General features: G+C 59.8%; 18 protein-coding genes and 2 pseudogenes. 16 read left to right on the top strand and 4 right to left on the bottom strand.

The annotated features are described in order from the left end of the window. Positions 1–64 precede the first annotated feature (64 nt). Together KGA89_RS02695 and KGA89_RS02690 are read left to right on the top strand one after the other, a co-directional pair. Entirely contained in the window at positions 65–1,315 is a 1,251-nt protein-coding gene (locus tag KGA89_RS02695; protein WP_223470481.1) for an MFS transporter, read from the top strand. Positions 1,316–1,585: 270 nt separating this feature from the next. Continuing rightward, positions 1,586–3,238 (top strand): hypothetical protein, encoded by a 1,653-nt coding sequence (locus KGA89_RS02690; protein WP_028236588.1) that lies wholly within the window; start codon positions 1,586–1,588, stop codon positions 3,236–3,238. 251 nt (positions 3,239–3,489) lie between these two features. On the opposite strand, the gene KGA89_RS02685 is transcribed toward KGA89_RS02690, so the two are convergent. After that, entirely contained in the window at positions 3,490–4,353 is an 864-nt protein-coding gene (locus KGA89_RS02685; protein WP_223470479.1) for a LysR family transcriptional regulator, read from the bottom strand. Between the two features lie 111 nt (positions 4,354–4,464). Between KGA89_RS02685 and KGA89_RS02680 the strand changes: the two genes are divergently transcribed. Beyond that, on the top strand, positions 4,465–5,073 hold the full coding sequence (locus KGA89_RS02680) for a LysE family translocator (RefSeq protein ID WP_223470477.1): 609 nt from the start codon (positions 4,465–4,467) through the stop codon (positions 5,071–5,073). Here the strand turns inward: KGA89_RS02680 and KGA89_RS02675 are convergent. Next, complete coding sequence (locus KGA89_RS02675) at positions 4,990–5,892, bottom strand: AraC family transcriptional regulator (protein WP_223470541.1); 903 nt, start codon at positions 5,890–5,892, stop codon at positions 4,990–4,992. The genes KGA89_RS02680 and KGA89_RS02675 overlap by 84 nt on opposite strands. Before the next feature lie 76 nt (positions 5,893–5,968). On the opposite strand from KGA89_RS02675, the gene KGA89_RS02670 reads away from it, so the two are divergent. The 5 genes and pseudogenes from KGA89_RS02670 to KGA89_RS02650 all read left to right on the top strand — a co-directional run. Further along, the gene (locus KGA89_RS02670) at positions 5,969–8,080 is read left to right on the top strand and encodes an FUSC family protein (RefSeq protein ID WP_223470475.1); all 2,112 of its coding nucleotides are present in this window, start codon (positions 5,969–5,971) and stop codon (positions 8,078–8,080) included. Beyond that, positions 8,070–8,285 (top strand): DUF1656 domain-containing protein, encoded by a 216-nt coding sequence (locus KGA89_RS02665; RefSeq protein WP_038858428.1) that lies wholly within the window; start codon positions 8,070–8,072, stop codon positions 8,283–8,285. Before KGA89_RS02670 ends, KGA89_RS02665 begins: the two co-directional genes overlap by 11 nt. After that, complete coding sequence (locus KGA89_RS02660) at positions 8,282–9,160, top strand: HlyD family secretion protein (protein ID WP_263292762.1); 879 nt, start codon at positions 8,282–8,284, stop codon at positions 9,158–9,160. The genes KGA89_RS02665 and KGA89_RS02660 overlap by 4 nt, the downstream gene beginning before the upstream one ends. A gap of 136 nt (positions 9,161–9,296) precedes the next feature. After that, positions 9,297–10,073, top strand: a complete 777-nt coding sequence (locus KGA89_RS02655; protein ID WP_038858431.1) for an EAL domain-containing protein — start codon at positions 9,297–9,299, stop codon at positions 10,071–10,073. A gap of 5 nt (positions 10,074–10,078) precedes the next feature. Then, positions 10,079–10,327: pseudogene (locus KGA89_RS02650) on the top strand (AAA family ATPase); the annotation flags it as partial. Between the two features lie 563 nt (positions 10,328–10,890). Here the strand turns inward: KGA89_RS02650 and KGA89_RS30550 are convergent. Together KGA89_RS30550 and KGA89_RS02640 are read right to left on the bottom strand one after the other, a co-directional pair. Beyond that, positions 10,891–11,067, bottom strand: a pseudogene (locus KGA89_RS30550) (type II toxin-antitoxin system ParD family antitoxin); the annotation flags it as partial. A 134-nt stretch (positions 11,068–11,201) separates the two neighbouring features. Further along, a complete protein-coding gene (locus tag KGA89_RS02640; RefSeq protein ID WP_411740632.1) occupies positions 11,202–12,194 on the bottom strand; it encodes a GntR family transcriptional regulator in 993 nt (330 codons plus the stop codon). 340 nt (positions 12,195–12,534) lie between these two features. Between KGA89_RS02640 and KGA89_RS02635 the strand changes: the two genes are divergently transcribed. From KGA89_RS02635 to KGA89_RS02600, 8 genes are all read left to right on the top strand, one after another. Next, positions 12,535–13,911 (top strand): amidase, encoded by a 1,377-nt coding sequence (locus tag KGA89_RS02635; RefSeq protein ID WP_155499090.1) that lies wholly within the window; start codon positions 12,535–12,537, stop codon positions 13,909–13,911. Between the two features lie 42 nt (positions 13,912–13,953). After that, positions 13,954–14,832, top strand: a complete 879-nt coding sequence (locus tag KGA89_RS02630) for a polysaccharide deacetylase family protein (RefSeq protein ID WP_046061782.1) — start codon at positions 13,954–13,956, stop codon at positions 14,830–14,832. A 28-nt stretch (positions 14,833–14,860) separates the two neighbouring features. Then, positions 14,861–16,201, top strand: a complete 1,341-nt coding sequence (locus KGA89_RS02625) for an MFS transporter (protein WP_223470471.1) — start codon at positions 14,861–14,863, stop codon at positions 16,199–16,201. 10 nt (positions 16,202–16,211) lie between these two features. Further along, positions 16,212–16,973: an SDR family NAD(P)-dependent oxidoreductase gene (locus KGA89_RS02620; RefSeq protein WP_223470470.1), complete on the top strand. Its 762-nt coding sequence runs from the start codon at positions 16,212–16,214 to the stop codon at positions 16,971–16,973. A 78-nt stretch (positions 16,974–17,051) separates the two neighbouring features. Next, the gene (locus KGA89_RS02615) at positions 17,052–17,801 is read left to right on the top strand and encodes an SDR family NAD(P)-dependent oxidoreductase (protein WP_223470469.1); all 750 of its coding nucleotides are present in this window, start codon (positions 17,052–17,054) and stop codon (positions 17,799–17,801) included. Between the two features lie 13 nt (positions 17,802–17,814). Next, a complete protein-coding gene (locus tag KGA89_RS02610) occupies positions 17,815–18,114 on the top strand; it encodes a hypothetical protein (RefSeq protein ID WP_038858445.1) in 300 nt (99 codons plus the stop codon). Then, the gene (locus tag KGA89_RS02605) at positions 18,111–19,085 is read left to right on the top strand and encodes a CobW family GTP-binding protein (RefSeq protein WP_003200472.1); all 975 of its coding nucleotides are present in this window, start codon (positions 18,111–18,113) and stop codon (positions 19,083–19,085) included. The genes KGA89_RS02610 and KGA89_RS02605 overlap by 4 nt, the downstream gene beginning before the upstream one ends. Continuing rightward, entirely contained in the window at positions 19,082–20,290 is a 1,209-nt protein-coding gene (locus KGA89_RS02600) for a PotD/PotF family extracellular solute-binding protein (protein WP_223470468.1), read from the top strand. Before KGA89_RS02605 ends, KGA89_RS02600 begins: the two co-directional genes overlap by 4 nt. The last annotated feature ends 113 nt before the right edge of the window (positions 20,291–20,403 follow it).

The following is a 20,403-nucleotide window of genomic DNA, read 5'->3' as shown; positions in this document are numbered from 1 at the left end:
CATAGATCATCCAGTATCCCACGCCTAGACTGCGGGTCGCCATTCAAATTGGGAGATCCGTGCAATGACTGATTGTGTGTGTAATGCCGTATCCGACAGCCGTCCCGGCGCCGGGCTGGATGTTGAACCTGCAACCCCTGCGTGGATGGCAGTCTTCTCGTTGGCAATGGGCGTGTTCGGATTACTCACCGCCGAGTACCTTCCGGCCAGCCTGCTAACGCCGATGGCTACCGATCTGGGCGTGTCCGAAGCGCTGGCTGGCCAGGCGGTAACGGTGACAGCAGTGGTGGCGCTGTTCGCTGGTCTGTTGGTGCCAGGCCTGACTCGCGGTATCGACCGCCGCTGGGTGCTGCTGGGTTTTTCCACCTTGATGATCGCATCCAATCTTTTGGTCGCCGTTTCCTCCAGTTTCGCGGTGCTATTGGTGATGCGTATCTTGCTGGGCATCGCCCTTGGCGGGTTCTGGAGCATGGCGGCGGCGGTGGCGATGCGCTTGGTACCGGGAGCTTTGTTGCCTCGAGCGCTCTCGATCATTTTCAGCGGCATTGCCGTCGGGACGGTGGTTGCGGTCCCGCTGGGCAGCTACCTGGGCGGGCTATATGGCTGGCGCAGCGCGTTCTTTGCAGCGGCGGCGGTAGGTCTGGTGACCCTGGCTTTCCAGTCGTTCACGCTGCCGCGCCTTGCGCCGCGCACGCCGGCACGCCTGCGCACCGTACTCGAGGTTTTGCGGCGCCCGGGCATCGCCATGGGGATGTTCGGTTGTGTGCTGGTGCACAGCGGCCACTTTGCGATGTTCACCTATGTTCGGCCATTCCTCGAGGGCACCACCGGCATCGGTCCGCAAGGGTTGTCGCTGATGCTGCTGGGTTTCGGTGTGGCGAACTTCGGCGGCACGCTGTTGGCCGGGTGGCTGCTTGAGCGTCATCCACTGGCCACCCTGGTGTTGATGCCCGCGCTGGTGGGCGTTGCGGCACTGGCGTTGGTTCTGTTGCCGGCCTCGGTGCCAGGGCAGGCGGTGCTGCTGGCGATCTGGGGCCTGGCCTTTGGCGGTGTGCCGGTGGCGTGGTCGAACTGGGTCGCCAGCGCGATACCTGATCAGGCGGAAAGCGCCGGAGGCATGGTGGTGGCTTCTGTGCAGTCGGCCATCGCAACGGGCGCCGCTGCTGGCGGTGCGATGTTCAGCCTCGGTGGCAGCGCAGGCGTATTCGTAGCGGCGGCGGTGCTGATGCTGCTGGCCGCGCTGCTGATTGCGTTGCGTGTTCGAGTCCCTTCGGCCCATGGCAGTGCCCAGGCCAGGCCGGCGCTGCACCTTTGATCCGGCTCCCCCGGTAGCCGCTTGCGGATCACCAGCCGCTTACTGTTCTCGGAACGCTTACGCTGGAAGGCTTGTCACGGCCCACTGACGCACCGGCCCCCTGCGAGCTTGCGCGCACGATCCTGCTCCTCGTTTGGGGGAGCTGGTTTTCATTTTTATTACATCCTTTGGAACGCTTCTCTCTGCACGGTCACTCAGGTGTAAGGATGTCGCCGCTCATACCGGAGTCATTTGCATTCTTCTATCTGCCGATCACTACGAGGACATGCCATGGATACGCCTAATGTACGTGCAAGCCGCGAGCTGACTCGTGTACCTGATGAGATACAGCAGGAAGCAACGCAACAGGCCTCTCACTCTCCTGACCTCGGCGCTATCGGGTTAGCGATGAGCACGCGGCTTCAAAACCATTTCGAGGCTCACCTTGAAACAGAAGCCGGCTCCGATCAACCCGCTGCCCCTGCTTCAAGCGCCCGCAACGCGGAGCTGAACGCCATTCGCGATGACCGTGCTCTACGGTTGGAGGCAGGAGGCTATAATGTCCATGACATGGAGAAGGCGGAAAAAAACGCCGCCAGAGCCGACAGATTGTTTGCGTCTATAAAGTCCGGGATGGGGGGGACGCCCTTTGCGGCGCTCACCGAGGCAGGCAATTTCAAGCCGTCCATCCTCCAGGTAGCGGGCCAGCATGCCAATACCGTACGCGAAGCGGCTATAGAGAACGCTATGGCATGCTTGTATGCCGGTATGGCGGATGCTGGTGGTAACAAGCTGATTGCAGGCTTCAAGCCTGGTTATTACCTTAAACCCGAGAGCAATACGCTGCACCCGGCGCTTCAAGCATCAGTGGCGGAAAAGCTGCTGGCGTTGGACAAAGGTCCATTGCGCAATGCTTTTGACGAAGCCAACAAGTGGCTTACCGGGTTTGCCGTACGTAATACTGCAATGTACGCGTCAACGCTTGCCATGACGGCTGCTGGCAAAGAGCACCTGGATGCAGTCCTGCAGCCTGCCCTACGGCCGGTCACGGCTATCATCGTGGGTATGGCAATCGAGCATTACAATGTGAGCCGCGATCGCACTAACCATTTAGCTGACCCGGCAATGCTCTATGGTCGTCGCGATGCTGTACCGCAAGGGCAGGCTCATAAGCCTATTGATCAAGATACCGAATGGCTGGATGACTTCCAGACGTTAAAGGATCTCGATGCCACTGCCCTGGTCAAGATGGTCTCCGCGCGGCTGGGTGAAGGCGCGGCTACGGCTCTGAATGCGGTCATCAGCGGCGATGCCTTGAAAGAGATAGCAGACCCGGTCAGTGTCTTAGGAAATGGTCTCCTGATTGGCGGTTTTTCTGCCATGGGCGCGGGTACAGCCGCCACAGCCAACTTGGCCAAGTCGAAGGAGCTGGGAAAAATGGCGGCTACCGCAGCCTCGGAGGGTGTAAAAAACGTATTGGGTACCCTGGCTTTCGGGCTGTGGGCAGCTGGCGCCTCGCTAGGTGGATCATTGCCGAAAAAAGCCGTCGCTGCTGTCGATGCCCATGTACCAAAAGCTGTAGAAGGGAGCGCAGATGCAGCTGGCAGGGTGGCGGTCAAGGGAGGTGAGCTTGCAGTCAAGACATCGCTCACTGGCGCCAGGTTTGCCAAGGAGACAGCTGTTTCAGCGAGCAACCACGCAAAAAGTGCAGCCCAAGCGGCAGGGGATGGAGTCATTAGCGTTGCTAGCGCCATTGGCACCACCTCCCAATCGGCCTGGGACAAAAGCGTGGGCGCCCTGAGGCAACGCCCCACGGCCACCTCTCAAAGCCAAGTCGTTCATGGTCAGAGCGTGCCCATGCAGCCGCTCGCAGCTACGCAGGTCCAAACGTCGTCCTCAGTACCCGCGCGTCCGCCTGCTCAGGATGATGGCGATATCGTGTAGCAACCTTCCTCGTCGCGCATTGTCGTCTTTCCCTAATGTCCAGGGATCGGACACCAGATACGAGTCTCGTTCCCCGCTCCAGGATTCAGAAAAAAGCCACTCGGATGAGTGGCTTTTTTTTGTGCCTGAGAAATGAGAGGAGCTCGACGCCGCTAGGTAAGCTGCGCTCTAAGAGAGTCACCCCTTGCTGTAGGGTATCGGCATGGTGGCGATCCGGCTTTCCACCTGATTACCTCCCCAGAGCCGGTTGACTACGCCTGAAGTCTTAGCGCGCTGATGATAAAAGCATGAAGGCTATTGACTGCTTTAGACCCGCGAGAGGTTCGGCTACGTAGAATCGACACTTCCATAGGTTCAATGTTTCCTAAGCCGTGTTCGTTGCTTAAGACGTGAAGCGATGGCTGCACGCTGCACTGAGTGATCGCGGCGATAGCGAGTCCTCCCTCGACTGCGGCCACCTGGCCAGCAAGGCTGGAGCTGTTGTATACCACCTTGAATTCACGTCCCTGCTGGGTCAGTGAGTTCACTGCATAGCGTCGAGCCAGGCTCTCCCTTTCGTAGACTGCAATGGGCACCGGGTCTCGCCTCCATAGTTCGAACTGGGGTGAACCCACCCAAACCATGGGTTCCTTGAAGAGGAATGTGCCGCTTTGAGGCGAGTCCCTGGACACCAGCGCAAGATCAAGATCGCCGCTTCGCACACGTGGTATCAGCGTGGTCGACTGTTCACAGGTCAACTCTATTTCCACGCTTGCGTAGCGCGGCGAAAAACGCTTCAGAACGGGCGTGAGATACTTTGCCGCGTAGTCCTCCGCGACGCCAAGGCGGATTCGTCCGGTTAACTCTTCACCGTGAAATGCCGCTTGGGTTTCTGCGTGGAGCGCAAGTATGCGGCGGGCGTAGCCCAGCAGCGTCTGGCCGTCAGCGGTCAGGTGTAGGTGCCTCGGGCCACGACTCAATAGCGGCCGTCCAAGGGCTGCCTCCAGCTTCTTCATCTGCATGCTGACAGCTGATTGCGATCTGTTGACCTCGTGGGCTGCACCCGATAGAGAACCTGCATCCACCACTGCCACGAAACACTTGAGCCAATCGGTCTGCAAATCGCTGGCAGGCATCGCTGTCACCTCTATTCGTTAATCGAATGGCTACGACGTGAATTATGCGCTTTTCATGGCGGCTGTTCACTCGCAGGATGCTGATCAGGATCGACACACTGGGATCGGATCATGCCATTTGAGACTTGGTTGCTCTATCTGTTTACCTGCTGCGGCATAGCGATAGTGCCAGGACCCAATGCGCTATTAGTGCTTACCCATGGAGCCATTCATGGGAGCCGAAAAACGTTGTTCACTATCACGGGTGGCGTTCTCGGCTTTGCCGTCGTGCTTTCACTTTGCGCATTGGGATTGGGGGCGCTGATCCAGTCGTCGGCCACCTGGTTCACAGCGTTGAAGATAATCGGCGGGCTTTATCTGATCTGGTTGGGCTTCGGGCTGTGGCGCTCCCCACCCGTCAGTCTTGATGCGACGGGTACCAAGAACTTCCGAGGCTGGTCGCTGTTCCGCCAGGGGTTGGTATCGGCCATTTCAAATCCCAAGGCGCTGCTGCTATTCACCGCATTTATCCCGCCATTCCTGGACCCCCACAGAAGCATCATCGCGCAGACGGTCGTCATCGCATTGACTTACGCCGTGGTGGAGTTCGTCGTTGAGTATCTAGTGGCCAGCGCTGCGCACCAGGTCAGGCCATGGTTAGCCCGAACCGGGCGGCGATTCAATAAGGTCTGTGGTGGTTTTTTTGTTCTTTTCGGGTTGGTTCTGCCCGTCCATGCTTGAAGCCATGCTTCGTTTTGGAGCCGACGGCGGCAGCGCCCCGCGTTGTGCAAAATACTGTGCGGGCGTGCTCCCCAGGGCCTTTTTGAACATGGTGATAAAGGCGTTGACCGAGTTATAGCCCAGCTCGGTTGCAACGTTCTGCACCTTCGCACCACTGGCCAACTCTCGCAGTGCAACGACAAGGTGCAACTGTTGCCGCCAGCGTCCAAACGTAAGGCCCGTCTCACGAATCATCAATCGAGACAGTGACCTGTCGCTCATCGCCACGCGTTTGGCCCATTCGGCTGACGTACTGCGGTCGGAAGGGTCGAGCGTCAGTGCATGGGCTATCGCACGAATTTTGGGATGACTGGAGATGGGGAGGTTGAAGCGCTCACGCGGCATTTCGACCAGTTCGTCGAGGATCACTCTGGCAAGCCTGGCGGCATGGCCAACCGGAGGATAATCGGCAGGCTCCTGTGCCAGCCGATCAACCATTTCCCGGATCATCGGGGAGATGGACAGCGTGCAGCAATCCTCGGGCAGCTTCGCCGCTCCGGGGTTCACGAACAGATAATTGAGCCGGGCATTCGCTGTCGCCCGTGCGCTATGGGGCACGCCGCCCGGAATCCAGACACCGCAGTTGGGCGGTACGATCCAGATCTCGTTGTCCGCAGTACAAGTGACCGCCCCGTGCAGCGCGAGGATCAGTTGACCCTTGCGATGCACATGCGTCGGAACTTCCGCTTGGTGATCTGCAAAGTCGAGCTGCCGGGCCACCACCGGCCGATCCGTGAGGTCGGGGTCGAAGACAGAGACGGCTGATCGTGTGAGTGGCATCGGTTGGCAGCTTTTAGGGATATTTTGGAAGAATACTGAATTTATTTGCATTTGCAACGCAGCAATAATGGTTCGCATGAACATCCTATCTGCTGTGAACAAACCACCTGGGCGCGCCGACGTCGGCATAGCGCACGCGGTGGTGTCCCTCCTGCAAACCCCCACCATGAGGGCGGATGTGGACGCGTTGCTGTTTTCGGCGAAGAGCTTTGCCGCGGCGATGTTGGCCTACTATGTTTCGCTGCGTATAGGACTTGCCAATCCCTACTGGGCAATAGTGACCGTCTACATTGTCTCGCAGACCTCTGCGGGTGCGTCGCTCAGTCGCGGTGTCTATCGCTTCGTGGGAACCCTCGTCGGGGCGGCAGCGACGGTGGCAATCATTCCGAATTTCGTGAACGACCCTATCGTATGCAGCGTGGTGCTCGCCTGCTGGATCGGCCTGTGTCTTTATTTCTCGCTGCTTGATCGCACGCCAAGAGCCTATGCTTTCGTTCTTGCGGGTTATACCGCGAGCCTGATCGGATTTCCCAGCGTCCTTGATCCAGGCGCGGTGTTTGATACAGCCTCCGTGCGGGTCCAGGAAATTTCCATCGGGATACTGTGTGCGGTTCTAGTGCATCGCTACATCCTGCCCAAGCGTATGACGGGTCAGTTCATTGGCAAGCTGTTGGCAGCGCTGCGGGACGCCCGTCAGTTGGCAGCTGACGCCTTGAAGGGAACGCCGAGCGAGAATCGTCGCGACCGCACCCAGCTCGCAGTGGACCTTCTTGCCCTTCAGGGGCTTGCAACGCACCTACCCTATGATCCGGCACCTGCGCTGCGGCACGAGTCGGTACAGCTGATCCATGACCGGCTCGCGCGATTGCTAGCGCTCGCTGCGGAGATCGAGGACCGGATCCATTCCCTGGGTATGGACGGCTACAACGCGCCCGATGAACTGGTCGCTTTGCTCGATGACATTGCGACGTGGATCCCGGCTGTCGAGGCGGTCGACCGGGAGGGCGTTGCGAAATGTTTAATCGCCCGCGCGCAGGGGATCAACAACCGTTTCGGCGTAGGCTCCGCAACGCCTGGCATCAGGCTCGCCGCTAATCTCGCCGGTTATCTTGGCGAAATGATTGGCCTGCTCCAGGACTGCGACAACCTGGGGCGCCACATCGTGACTGCCGACCCATCACACCAGACGACAGAGCTTCATTGGCCCAAGCCTGCGAAGGGCTACATCTATCACCGCGATCGCTGGATGGCGGGCCGGGCCGCGTTGGGTGCCATCGTCGGCATCCTGATCAGCTGCGCTTTCTGGATCTGGTCGGCCTGGCCTGAGGGCGCGACGGCCGTATCGATTTTCGGCGTATGTTGCACGCTGTTCGGGAATGTCGATGCGCCAGCCCCTAACGTCATCAAATATATGCTCGGCTCGATCTATGGGGTGGTCATCAGCTTTGCCTACAGCTTCGTCATTCTTCCTCAGGTCACGGACTTCGCTCTCCTTGTTGCAGTGCTAGCACCGGCGTTCCTGTTCGCGGGTTCCCTGCAAGCGCGTCCGCCGACAACGTTCATGGCACTCGGTATCACCCTGACCGTTCCGATTCTATCGGGGCTGCGCGCCACCTACGCCGGCGACTTCGCTGCATCCCTCAATACCGTTGTTGCGCTCTTCGCGGCGGTCGGATTCGGGGCGGTCAGCATGACCTTGTTCCAGACCGTCCCGGTCGACGCGGCGATCAGCCGGTTGCTTCGATTGAGTCGCAGGGGCGTCAGCCGTCGAGCGCTGGGTAATGTAGCCGATGACCGGCATTGGACGAACCTTATGATCGATCGCACGGCGCTGCTGCTACCAAGGTTACGGGTGTCCAACAAAGGCTATTCAGATGTTCTCGACGATACCTTGCACCATCTGCGCGTCGGGCACGCTGTTGGGTCGCTTCGCAAGATCATCCCGCAGGTTGACGGCAACATTGCCGAAAAGCTGGGTGAGCTGCTTTGCGCGATCGCCGCACGCTTCAGCGCCAGAGACCTTAAGGATCATGTTGATCCGATCGGTTTTGACCAGCGTATCGAGACCTTGCAGGTGATGATCGCTGACAGCTCGATCAACGACCGCTCCCGGATCGCCGAGCTGCTCATGGACCTTGGATTTGCACTAGGCCCCAGTCATACGGCGAGGGCGCCTCATGATCGTTGATCTCGACGTCGGTGGGGTCCTTATCCCCGGTTTACTGGCGCTGGTATTCGTCGCCATTTTTGCCACCATCGCGATAATCCGCGTCCTCCGCGTCGTGGGCATCTACCGCCTGTTCGCTCACTGGCCGCTCGTCGAACTCGCCATTTTCGCGCTCATCTACGGTTTGCTCGTGCAGCACCTGCCCTCAATCGGACACTTATCTTGAAGCCTGTTCTATCCTTGCTCAGCCGCTATGCCCTGACTCTTTGCCTCGTTGCTGGCGCCACGCTCATTGCGCTAGGGGCTTGGAACCATCACGAGCGAACGCCCTGGACTCGCGACGGGCGAGTGAGCGCGGATGTCGTGCAAATCGCACCGGAAGTCTCCGGTACTGTCAGTGCCGTCCCGATCGTTGATAACCAGTATGTCCATCGGGGTGACATTCTTTATGTGATCGACCCGCAGCGGTACCGGCTCGCATTGGCGGCGGCCGAAGCCGACGTCGAAGCCAAGCGTCAGGATAGACTCGTTCGCCAGGCGGCGGCGCGGCGGCGCGGCCAACTCCGCGATATCGTGTCCCAAGAAGATGTTCAGCAAACAGGAGGCGCGGCTGCAGTGGCGGGCGCCACCTATCAAGCAGCGCTGGCGGCTCTGGACCTCGCCAAACTCAATCTCGCCCGTTCTATTATCCGCTCGCCGGTCGATGGCTATGTCACTAATCTGAGGTTGCGGCCTGGCGACTATGCGACGGCCGGTTCGGCAACGGTTGCTGTCCTCGACGCGGCGAGCTTCTGGGTCACTGGTTATTTTGAAGAGACGAAGATCCGGCAGATCCACGTCGGCAAACCGGCGCGGATCATGCTGATGGGCTTTGATCAACCTGTGTCGGGGCATGTCGAAAGCATCGGTCGCGGCATCGAGAACAGTAACGATTCGCCAGGTCATCTCGGCCTGCCGAATGTGGCGGCGACATTTACCTGGGTGCGTCTTGCGCAGCGGATCCCGGTTCGTATCCATATCGATAGGGTGCCAGCAGGCGTTGAATTGGCCGCAGGCATGACCGCGAGTGTTGAGATCATCCCCTCCAATACAGTTCGATAAGCATTCCGTACGGACCAAGCTAAGCGTTGGGGGCCGGTGGCACTTCAGAAACTTCGGCCCGCGCCGACTCAGATGGTGTCGGCTACAGTTCCTTGTAACCGCAGGAATGTATCACGACCGCCACGGAATATTGATCATGACGAAACACCCTCCGTTCCAATCGCTTGGCTGCGCCGAATGCCGCAACCACGAGGCGTTGGGGTTTGATTTCACCATGGCCTTCCAGCCTATTTTCAACGTCCGGACACGCGCTGCGTTTGCTTATGAGGCGTTGGTCAGAGGTATCAATGGTGAATCGGCTGGTTACATCCTGGGGCTCGTGAACGACAGCAACCGCTACCGATTCGACCAGGCCTGCCGGGTGAAAGCCATCGAGGAGGCCGCAAGGCTGGGCCTGCTGGAGATTCCCGATTGCTTGCTGAGCATTAATTTCCTGCCCAACGCCGTATATCGGCCAGAGACATGTATCCGGGCCACCCTGGAAGCGGCGCGCCTGACTCATTTCCCGCCGGAAAGGCTCATGTTCGAAGTGACCGAAGGCGAGAAGGTGGTAGACCCTGAACACCTCAAATCGATTTTTGTGGAGTACGAGCGCCAAGGTTTCATTACCGCCGTCGACGATTTTGGCGCGGGCTATTCGGGCCTTAATCTGCTGGCCATGTTCCAGCCGCAGGTGCTGAAGATTGACATGGCACTGACCCGAGGCATCGATCAAGACTCGGTCAAACAAGCGATTGTCGAAGGCATCATCCTGGTCGCCAGGCGCTTGGATATCCTGGTCATCGCCGAAGGTGTCGAGACTCGTGAAGAAAGCTCGACGCTTCTGGGCATGGGAATCGAGCTGATGCAGGGATATTTGTATGCAAGGCCCGAGGTCGGTCATCTCCCGGCTGGATGCTTTGACTTGGGTTGATGTGCCTCGATTTTCCTGCCAACACCCCAGCAGATCGTCATTGGCTACGCAGCCTGGCTGACACTGCGAAAGTCCCTCACCGTGTTCACTACATCGAAGTTGAAGATGACACCTGCCGTCGCAGGCTGCACCACAGGAATGCGCGTGCCGAGCATGACTTCGCAGCCACTGATGCTGAATTCGATCTGATCACGAGCTACTTTCGTGCACCAGACCAGGCGGAAGGGCTGGATGTGGTCATACACCGGACTTGAGCCGTTGAAAATGTCGGGGCATTAAAGGTGGGTGTGCGGCTCGCGAAATACGGGGCATCGAATCCATAGGCTCGATACGGCAGGAGTCCTTCACGATCCCATCCAGTTATCCAAGAAATCCGTGAGTATGTCTGTGGATAACTGCGCTGAGGCCAGGTAGGCAGAGCGTTTTAACGGGTGCTCAAAAAATGTACAGGCAGATTGGTATCATCCCGCCGTAGGCCATTGAATTTAAACAGGGCGCTGAAAACCGGGATCACCTTGCATGCATGTTCATCGACTCCATTCGAGAAGTGGCGAGCTTGGCAGCTGGAATGTCTGACAACAAAAAGCCCGCGCATGACGGGCTCTCTGTATGGGGTCAAATCCTTTTGTCTGTTCAATCTGTGCTTCGTATTGTAGGTATTTCGTGAAAAGTATGTTGCGGGGGCGAAATAATCGGCATTTAGCTCTTCACTCATACTTCGGTGGCAGACGTGCAGGTGACCGCCGAGTCGGCTGGCAGCGAAGACGCTCAGGCTGAGAAATAGGAGGGCGCCTGACTCTCTCTGTTCATGGCCAGTTATCGAGATCGCCTGACGCAGGGCCTCAATTTTAGCGGTGTCTTCGGCGATGCGCTGTTCTAGTAGACGTAAACCTTCTCGCATCACTTCGCTGGCGTTCTGATAACGGCCGGACTGCACCAGGTCCTGAATGACCTGTTCCTGGTGAGAGGTGAGCACAACGTTTCGCGTCGCCATAATTAGCTCCAACACTTGGCGGACGGGTTCTTTCGATCGTTGGCATATTGTGCCATTTACCCGCGAGTGCATAGTTTGGGATCTGTACTGACGGACTATGTGGTACAGGTTCATCCGCCACGCCGAACCTGCTTTCAGCTCAGTCTGGTCAGATACGCCGGCACTTGTTGCTCAGGGAGCACTGACAGAACCTTCAACCGCTGCAACATGCGTTGGCGGGCGCGGTGGAGGTGTTCCTTGAGGTTCAGCGCAGCGGCGTCGAATGCGTCATGCAATAGCAGCTCTAGAATCAGGCGGTGCTCGGCCAGCATGGCTTCGTCGGGACCGAGGCCCAACTGACTGTAAAAAATCCGACTGATGATCCTCGGGCTCTGGGCCTGTCGGATCAGTGTTGCGATCTTGCGATTGTTTATTCCGGCGAGGCAGTGGTAATGCAGGTCTTCTTCAAGTTGCTCGATGCATGCCAGGCTGCAATGTGGGTTGCTCTGTGCCTCTTTAACCCGAGCCAGCATCGCTTCAAGGGACTCCCGGCTAAGTCCTGGTGCGCTCTGGCGTAACGCCTCAGGTTCAAGGCAGGCGCGCAACTCGTAGTCTTCGGTGACCTCCCTGGCGGTGAGCGGGCCGGCCAGCCACTGGGAGTAGGGTTCCTTTTCCACCAGGCCGCGGTCACGCAGACGCATCAATGCCTCGCGTACCACCGCCCGACTGACGCCGTAATGCTCGGCGGCCTTTTGCTCGTCGAGCCGATAGTGCCCGAAAGCAATACAGGTCGATAAAGCCGAGCCAATCTCGTCGAACATCCGCTCGCCCAGCGGCCGGGTATCGACCAGTTCTTCGCTGCTATCAAGGCCGAGTTGCTTGTGGGTAACGGCCAGCCGCAGTGGCTCCACTTCAACCCCCTTCGGGTTGACCAGATAACCGCGGCCGTCGAATCGACTGATCAAGCCTTCCTTGTGCAGCAGGTCCAATGCTTTGCGCACCGGTACGCGGCTGGTTCCGAACAGTTCGGCCAGAGGTGCTTCGAGCAGGACGAGTCCTTGAGCCACCTCTCCATTCACGATGGCGTCACGCAGGACCTGGCGGATCATGGCGTAGCGCGATGCAGTGCGGTAATCCTCGGCGGTCATCGATCTCATACGCTTCTCGAAAGGCGGGGGCAGATTCTCGCACAAGTCTGTTGTCACCGTGGACCACGTCATTTGTGCGCGTTCGTTGGGCCGTTGTTACTGATCTGCACCAAAACGGATATTTTCTAATTAATACATTATTGGCGCTACTGGCTGATCATGCATGAAAGGCTTCGCAAAATTGAAATATCCACCCGCATTGTAAGGTGTCTAGCCCGTGTGCTAGCCGCAGGCTGCTTGCTCAGGTGAGCGCCCTGACATTCCTTCATCGCTCATTCTGGCACGCTATCTGCTCTGTAAAACGTACATTTTAATAATGAATACGTTTTTGGTGGATCAGATGTCCTACACCATTCCTCAATTACCGTTTGAAGCCGATGCATTGGCGATGGCGGACGCATTCGCCTCGGGCAGCAGCGACCCGGTCAAGGCGTTGGAAGAAACGCTGGCCAGGGTGGCGGCAGTCGATGACGTGTTCATCTCTCTCTGTTCGGCGCGTGCCTTTCGCGAAGCCCACTCATCGGCCGCACGCTGGAAGGCCGGACAGCCGGCAAGCGCACTGGACGGCGTCCCCGTTGCTTGGAAAGACATGTTCGACGTCGCAGGCAGTCCAACGACCGCAGGCGCAGCCGTGCGCCGCGACATTACGCCAGCGCTGCTTGACGCTAATGTCGTAGGTCTACTGGCAAAAGCCGGAATGGTCAGTGTCGGGAAAACAAACCTTAGCGAGTTCGCTTACTCAGGCCTTGGACTCAATCCTCATTTTGGAACGCCGCACAATCCAGTCGGGCTGGACCAGCCACGCATTCCGGGCGGCTCGTCCTCAGGCTCAGCGGTCGCGGTCGTGGCGGGAATCGTACCGATTGCCATGGGCACGGATACCGCTGGGTCAATCCGAATTCCAGCGGCCTTCAATGGGCTGGTGGGGTTTCGCAGCAGTTGCAGGCGCTACAGCCGCGAAGGCGTCTTCCCGCTCGCGCATACCCTCGACAGTGTCGGGCCTCTGACACGTAGCGTGCGTGATGCCTTGGCTATCGATGACATCCTGTGCGGGCGCACCAAGTCGACATCACTCATCCCTCACAGTTTGGCAGGGCGGCGTTTTTGGGTCGACCAGGCGGTCCTTGATGATGCACGTGTAGAACCTGCGGTACGTGACAACCTGCTGAACTGCTTGAGCGTATTGAAAGATTACGGTGCGCTGATTGACCTGCGGCCTTCGCCAGCCTTTCAAGCGACGCTTCAGCTTATCGAGCAGCAAGGCTGGCTCGGCGCCCCTGAGGCTTTCGCCCTGCATCAGCCTCTGCTCGACAGCGATGCCGCCACCCGACTCGACCCCCGCGTGCGACGCCGTCTGGAAGCCGCACGTGCATTTCCCGCCAGCCAGTTGATCAACCTCCACAGCGCGCGCAACCGGCTGCAGCAACAAATGACCGATGAGCTGGATGGGGCGTTTTTGATTACGCCAAGCGTAGCCCATGTAGCGCCACCTCTGTCGCCACTGGAAGCCGATGACGAGCTTTTCGTGCACACCAATCTCGCTACGTTGCGCCTGACCATGCCCGGCAGTTTGCTGGATCTGCCGGGTGTGTCACTGCCGAGCGGCCGCGATGCGCTCGGTTTGCCCACCGGCATGTTGATTAGCGCGCCTGCGGGCGAAGACTTTCGATTGTTGCGCGCGGCGCTGGCAGTGGAAGCCGCGTTGCGCCAGCCCTGAAACATCCCACGACTGATTTGATAAAACCGCAGGAGAACAACGATGGCTAAAGAAATTCTGTGCGCCTTCGGCGTCGACGTAGACGCCGTGGCAGGCTGGCTGGGCTCATATGGTGGTGAGGATTCGCCCGACGATATTTCCCGCGGTCTGTTCGCCGGCGAAATTGGCGCCCCGCGCTTGCTCAAGTTGTTCGAGCGTTACGGCCTGCGCACCACCTGGTTTATCCCCGGGCACTCGATGGAAACCTTCCCCGAACAGATGAAGGCCGTGGCCGACGCCGGCCACGAAATCGGCGTGCACGGCTACAGCCATGAAAACCCGATTGCCATGACCGCCGAGCAAGAAGAAATCGTGCTCGATAAATCCATCGAGCTGATCACCCAGGTCACCGGAAAACGCCCCACTGGCTACGTCGCGCCGTGGTGGGAGTTCAGCAAAGTCACCAACGAGCTGCTGCTGAAAAAAGGCATCAAATACGACCATAGCCTGATGCACAACGACTTCCATCCCTACTACGTGCGCAAGGGCGACAGCTGGACCAAGATCGACTACAGCCAGCACCCCGACACCTGGATGAAACCCCTGGTGCGCGGCGAAGAAACCGATCTGGTGGAGATTCCGGCCAACTGGTACCTCGACGATTTGCCGCCGATGATGTTCATCAAAAAGGCCCCCAACAGTCACGGTTTCGTCAACCCGCGCCACCTCGAGGAAATGTGGCGCGACCAATTCGACTGGGTCTACCGCGAACACGACTACGCGGTGTTCACCATGACCATCCACCCCGATGTATCCGGTCGCCCGCAAGTGCTGCTGATGCTTGAGCGTCTGATCGAACATATCCAGAGCCATGCCGGCGTGCGCTTCGTCACTTTCGACGAAATCGCCGACGACTTTATCCGCCGCCAACCGCGTACCTGACACTCACCCATTCTCCGAGGCGCGATTCATGTCTATCTACAACAAGCTTGACCTGACTGGTTGGAAACCCCGGCAGTTGACGTCCCAGGAAGTACGCTTCGCCACCTGGATCGCCTTCTTCGCCTGGGTTTTTGCGGTGTATGACTTCATCCTGTTCGGCACCTTGCTGCCCGAGATCGGCCGGCACTTTGGTTGGGGCGAAGTGGAGCAAGCTGAAATCGCGACCTGGGTGGCAGTCGGTACCGCGATTGTCGCGTTGGCCATCGGGCCGATCGTCGACAAACTGGGGCGACGCAAAGGGATTATCTTCACGGTGGCCGGTTCCGCACTGTGCTCGGCGCTGACCGCGATTGGCGGGGCGTGGGGCAAGTCGCCGCTGATTCTGATCCGTTCGTTGGGCGGCCTGGGCTATGCCGAAGAAACCGTCAATGCCACCTATTTGACCGAGTTGTATGGCGCCTCGGAAGACCCGCGGCTGACCAAGCGTCGCGGCTTTATCTACAGCCTGGTGCAGGGTGGCTGGCCGGTCGGTGCCTTGATCGCGGCGGGCTTGACCGCGTTGTTGCTGCCGATTATCGGTTGGCAGGGCTGCTTCATCTTCGCCGCGATTCCGGCAGTGGTGATTGCGATCATGGCGCGCAAGCTCAAGGAGAGCCCGCAGTTTCAGATCCACCAGCGCATCACTGAGCTGCGTAAAAACGGCGCGGTGACCGAAGCGCAGAACGTCGCCGTGACCTACGGCGTCGACTACGACGAACACAGCAAGGCAGGCCTCAAAGCCGCGTTCCGTGGCCCGGCCCGTCGCGCCACCTTGGTGATCGGCGCCGCGCTGTTGCTCAACTGGGCGGCGATCCAGGTGTTCAGCGTGTTGGGCACCTCGGTGATCGTCAGCGTGCACCACATCTCGTTCGAGAACTCGTTGATCATCCTCGTGCTGTCGAACCTGGTGGGTTACTGCGGCTACCTCAGCCACGGCTGGATGGGCGACAAGATTGGCCGCCGCAATGTGATCGGCCTGGGCTGGATGCTCGGTGGCCTGTCGTTTGCCGGGATGCTGTTCGGCCCGAGCAACATGCCGATGGTGGTCGGGCTGTACAGCCTGGGCCTGTTCTTTCTGATCGGGCCGTACTCGGCGGCGCTGTTCTTTATCAGTGAAAGTTTCCCTACCAGCATCCGTGCCACTGGTGGCGCGATCATTCATGCCATGGGTCCGATTGGCGCGGTGGTCGCAGGGTTTGGCGCCACCCAGGTGTTGTCTGCCGGCAGTGATTGGCAGACCGCCGCACTGTGGTTCGGCGCGGTGCCGTGCTTCTTGTCCGGTGCCCTGATGTTTGCCGCACGCCATGTGCGTCCGGAAACCATTCAGTAAGGAGTTTTTGATGAGCCGTAAAGTTGCCTTGATTACCGGTGCCGCCAGCGGCATCGGTCAAGCCCTCGCCGTGGCCTATGCGCGCACTGGTGTGGCGGTCGTCGGCGGGTATTACCCGGCCGATCCCCATGACCCGCAGACCACGGTGGCGTTGGTGGAAGAAGCCGGTGGTGAGTGCCTGATGCTGCCGCTGGACGTGGGCGATACCGCTTCTGTGGACGCCTTGGCCGCACAGGCCGTGGAGCATTTCGGCCGGCTGGATTACGCCGTCGCCAACGCCGGTTTGCTGCGCCGTGCGCCGTTGCTGGAAATGACCGATGCGCTGTGGGACGAGATGCTCAACGTCGACCTGACGGGGGTGATGCGCACCTTTCGCGCGGCGACTCGGCATATGGGCGAAGGCGGCGCGCTGGTGGCGATTTCGTCGATTGCCGGTGGCGTGTATGGCTGGCAAGAGCACAGCCATTACGCAGCGGCCAAGGCAGGTGTGCCAGGGTTGTGTCGTTCGCTGGCGGTGGAGCTGGCGGCCAAGGGCATTCGTTGCAATGCGGTCATCCCGGGGTTGATCGAGACGCCGCAGTCACTGGATGCGAAGAACTCCCTCGGACCGGAAGGCTTGGCGAAAGCGGCGAGGGCGATTCCGTTGGGGCGGGTAGGGCGCGCGGATGAAGTGGCTTCATTGGTGCAGTTCTTGACCAGTGATGCATCGAGTTACCTGACCGGGCAGAGCATCGTGATTGATGGCGGCCTGACCGTACGCTGGCCTGACTGACTGTACTGGATCAAAAGTGTGGGAGCGGACTTGCTCGCTCCCACATTGGAACTGTGTTTTTTTCGGGAGATTGTTTACATGCCCCAACTGACTAATCGCCGCGCCGTGATCACCGGCGCCGGTAGCGGTATCGGTGCCGCCATCGCCCGTGCCTATGCGGCAGAAGGCGCGCGCCTGTTGCTGGCCGACCGCAACACCGTCAGCCTCGCCGAAACCGCTATCACCTGCCGCAACCTCGGCGCCGAAGTGGTGGAGTGCCTCGCCGATGTGGGCACCGTCGAAGGTGCCCAGGCCAGTGTCGACCGCTGCGTCGAACATTTCGGCGGCATCGACATTCTGGTCAATAACGCTGGCATGCTCACCCAGGCACGCTGCGTCGACCTTTCCATCGAGATGTGGAACGACATGCTGCGCGTCGACCTCACCAGCGTATTCGTGGCCAGCCAGCGTGCCTTGCCGCATATGCTCGCTCAGCGTTGGGGGCGGATCATCAACGTGGCCTCGCAACTGGGCATCAAGGGCGGCGCCGAACTCACCCATTATGCCGCGGCCAAGGCCGGGGTGATCGGCTTCACCAAGTCCCTGGCGCTGGAAGTCGCCAAGGACAACGTGCTGGTCAATGCCATCGCTCCCGGGCCAATTGAAACGCCATTGGTCGTCGGGATCAGCGACGACTGGAAGCGCGCCAAGGCCGCCGAGTTGCCCCTCGGCCGTTTCGGCCTGGCGGATGAAGTGGCGCCCACCGCCGTGCTGCTGGCCAGCGAGCCGGGTGGCAACCTGTTTGTTGGCCAGACCCTAGGCCCGAATTCCGGCGATGTCATGCCATGAGTGAGGTGTAGCCATGTGCGGACTCTGCGGTTTGCTCGGCGAAGACCTGCACTGGAGCGACCCCCTGGGCGATGAGCTGCCCAGGCGCCGCGAACGCCTGCGCCGTATCGCGGCAATCAATCAGGTACTGTCGGTGTTCCGGCTCAAGGTCGAAGACTTTCAGGGTGTCTCTTATCTGCTGCTCGGCGCGACCGGCAAGCAAGAACTGGCGAGTGGCCTGGATCAACTCTGGCGAGCGGCCGAAACCATGCTCGGTCGCCCGTTGGACCCCCTGGACCCGCGCCTGTTGGATCACTTGGAGTCAGCCGTATGAGCATCGCTCTCAACGTCATCACCGGTTTCCTCGGCAGCGGCAAGACCACCTTGCTCAAGCGCCTGCTGCAAGGCGAGAGCCTCGGCGATACCGCTTTGCTGATCAATGAATTCGGTGACGTCGGCATCGACCATCTGCTGGTGGAAGAAGTCGCCCCGGATACTGTGCTGCTGCCCAGTGGCTGCATCTGTTGCTCGATTCGTGGCGAACTCAAAGACGCCTTGCTCGGCCTGTTGCAACGCCGTGAGCGTGGCGAAATCCCGGCGTTCAAACGGGTGATCCTGGAGACCACCGGCCTGGCCGACCCGGCGCCAATCCTCGCCACGTTGAACAACGATGTGCAATTGCGCGGACGCTTCCACATCGGCTTGGTGGTCACCTTGGTCGACGCCAGCCATGCCGCGCTGCAAGAGCGCCTGCATCCGGAGTGGCTGGCCCAGGTCGCCGCCGCGGACCGCTTGCTGTTGAGCAAGACCGATTTGGTGGAGGACTGCGCCCCACTGCGAGCGCACCTGCAAGCGCTCAATGCCGGTACGCCGATCCTCAATACCTGCGACGTGCGCTGCGGCGATCAACTGTTGCTCGGTGAAGGTCTGCGCAGCGCCGAGCCGACAGTGGAAGTCGGTCGCTGGCAATTGCATCGCAGTACCAGTGCCACCCACGGCGCTGCGCAAGTGTGCAGCCTGACCTTCGACCAGCCGCTGGATTGGGTCGGCTTCGGGGTTTGGTTGTCGATGCTGTTAAGATGCCACGGCGAACGAATCCTTCGTGTCAAAGGACTGCTCAACGTGAACACCAGCAACGCCCCCATCGTCATTCATGGTGTGCAGCATTGTTTGCATGCCCCGGTGCATTTGCCCGCCTGGCCGGGCACTGACCGACAATCGCGGCTGGTGTTTATCCTGCGTGGCCTAGATCCCGCGCTGCTGCGGCGCTCCTTTGACGTGTTCTCCCAGCGGTTCGCCGCATGATCACACTCCGCGTCCTTGGCACCTCAGTGACCTTGCTCGAATGCCTGCGTGTTCGTGCGGAACAGGAGTTGGGCATTCGTCTGGTTTACCAGGTGCACGACGTCGAACAGGCCCAGCGCATCGCGGTGATGCAGCCCGACAGCTACGACCTGTACGACCAGTGGTTCCACAACGTCGACTTCGTGTGGCCAGCCCGGGCGATCCAGCCCATCGATACGCGGCGCATTGCGTTGTGGCATGAGATCAACGACCTGCCCAAGCGCGGCCGCCTGTCCGCCAACGATCGGTTGGGCAGCGGCAGCGTGCCTAGCGAGCGCTTATTCGTGCAGCACGATGGCAGCCTCGGCAGCACCGTCACTGAGCGAATCAGCATGCTGCCCTTGACCCACAACGCCGACAGTTTCGCCTACCGGCCCGAGCGCTTGCCCGAGGGTTTTCGCCACGACAATGAAAGTTGGGGGTGGTTGCTCGACCCCGCGTGGCGTGCGCGCACTGCGCTGCAAAGCGATGCGGCCATCGGTGCCCTGGATGCTGCGCTGGCGGCGCAGGGCGCGGGGCTGGCGCGCTTCAAGGACATCGGCAATATGAGCATCGAAGAGATCGATGTGCTGGCCGATATTCTGGTGCGCAAACAGAGGGAAGGTCACTTTGCGGCGTTCTGGTCCGATGACGAGGAGGCCGCGCAATTGATGCTCAGCCCGAGCATCGATATCCAGAGCCTGTGGTCGCCGACGTTGATGCGCCTGCATCGCGCCGGGGTGAAATACCGTCTGGCGGTACCTCGCGAGGGCTACCGCGCCTGGTTCGGCGGTTTGTCATTGTCGCGCCACGCCCAGGGCCCGGTGCTGGATGCGGCCTACGCATACCTCAATTGGTGGTTGTCCGGCTGGCCCGGCGCGGTGATGGCGCGTCAGGGTTACTACATCGGCAACCCGGCGCGCAGCCGCGACCATCTGAGCAGTGCCGAGTGGGATTACTGGTACGCCGGTAAACCTGCGCGAGAGGAGTTGCTGGGCAGTGATGGTTTGCCGCTGATTGACATCGGTGATGTGCGCGATGGCGGTTCCTATGAGCAGCGCATGGGGCACATCGCTGTGTGGAACTCGGTGATGGATGAGCACAACTATCTGGTGCGTCGCTGGGGCGATATTTTACGGGCGGGGGCGAAATGCTCCCGCAGGCCGGGGAATGGCGGACCGTGCTGACATCTATGGTGATACCCACAGGTCCTGCTGACGCCGTTCTCATGACCAGCGTCAGCAGCGAAAATAAATGTGCCCCTTTAGCGCCCCAAGCAGGTTTTCAGGCGCGAAGAAAA

Origin of the sequence: Pseudomonas sp. A-RE-22 (assembly GCF_019956035.1) — a bacterium.
GTDB lineage: Bacteria > Pseudomonadota > Gammaproteobacteria > Pseudomonadales > Pseudomonadaceae > Aquipseudomonas > Aquipseudomonas brassicacearum.
This window is presented reverse-complemented; position numbering and strand designations above follow the sequence as displayed.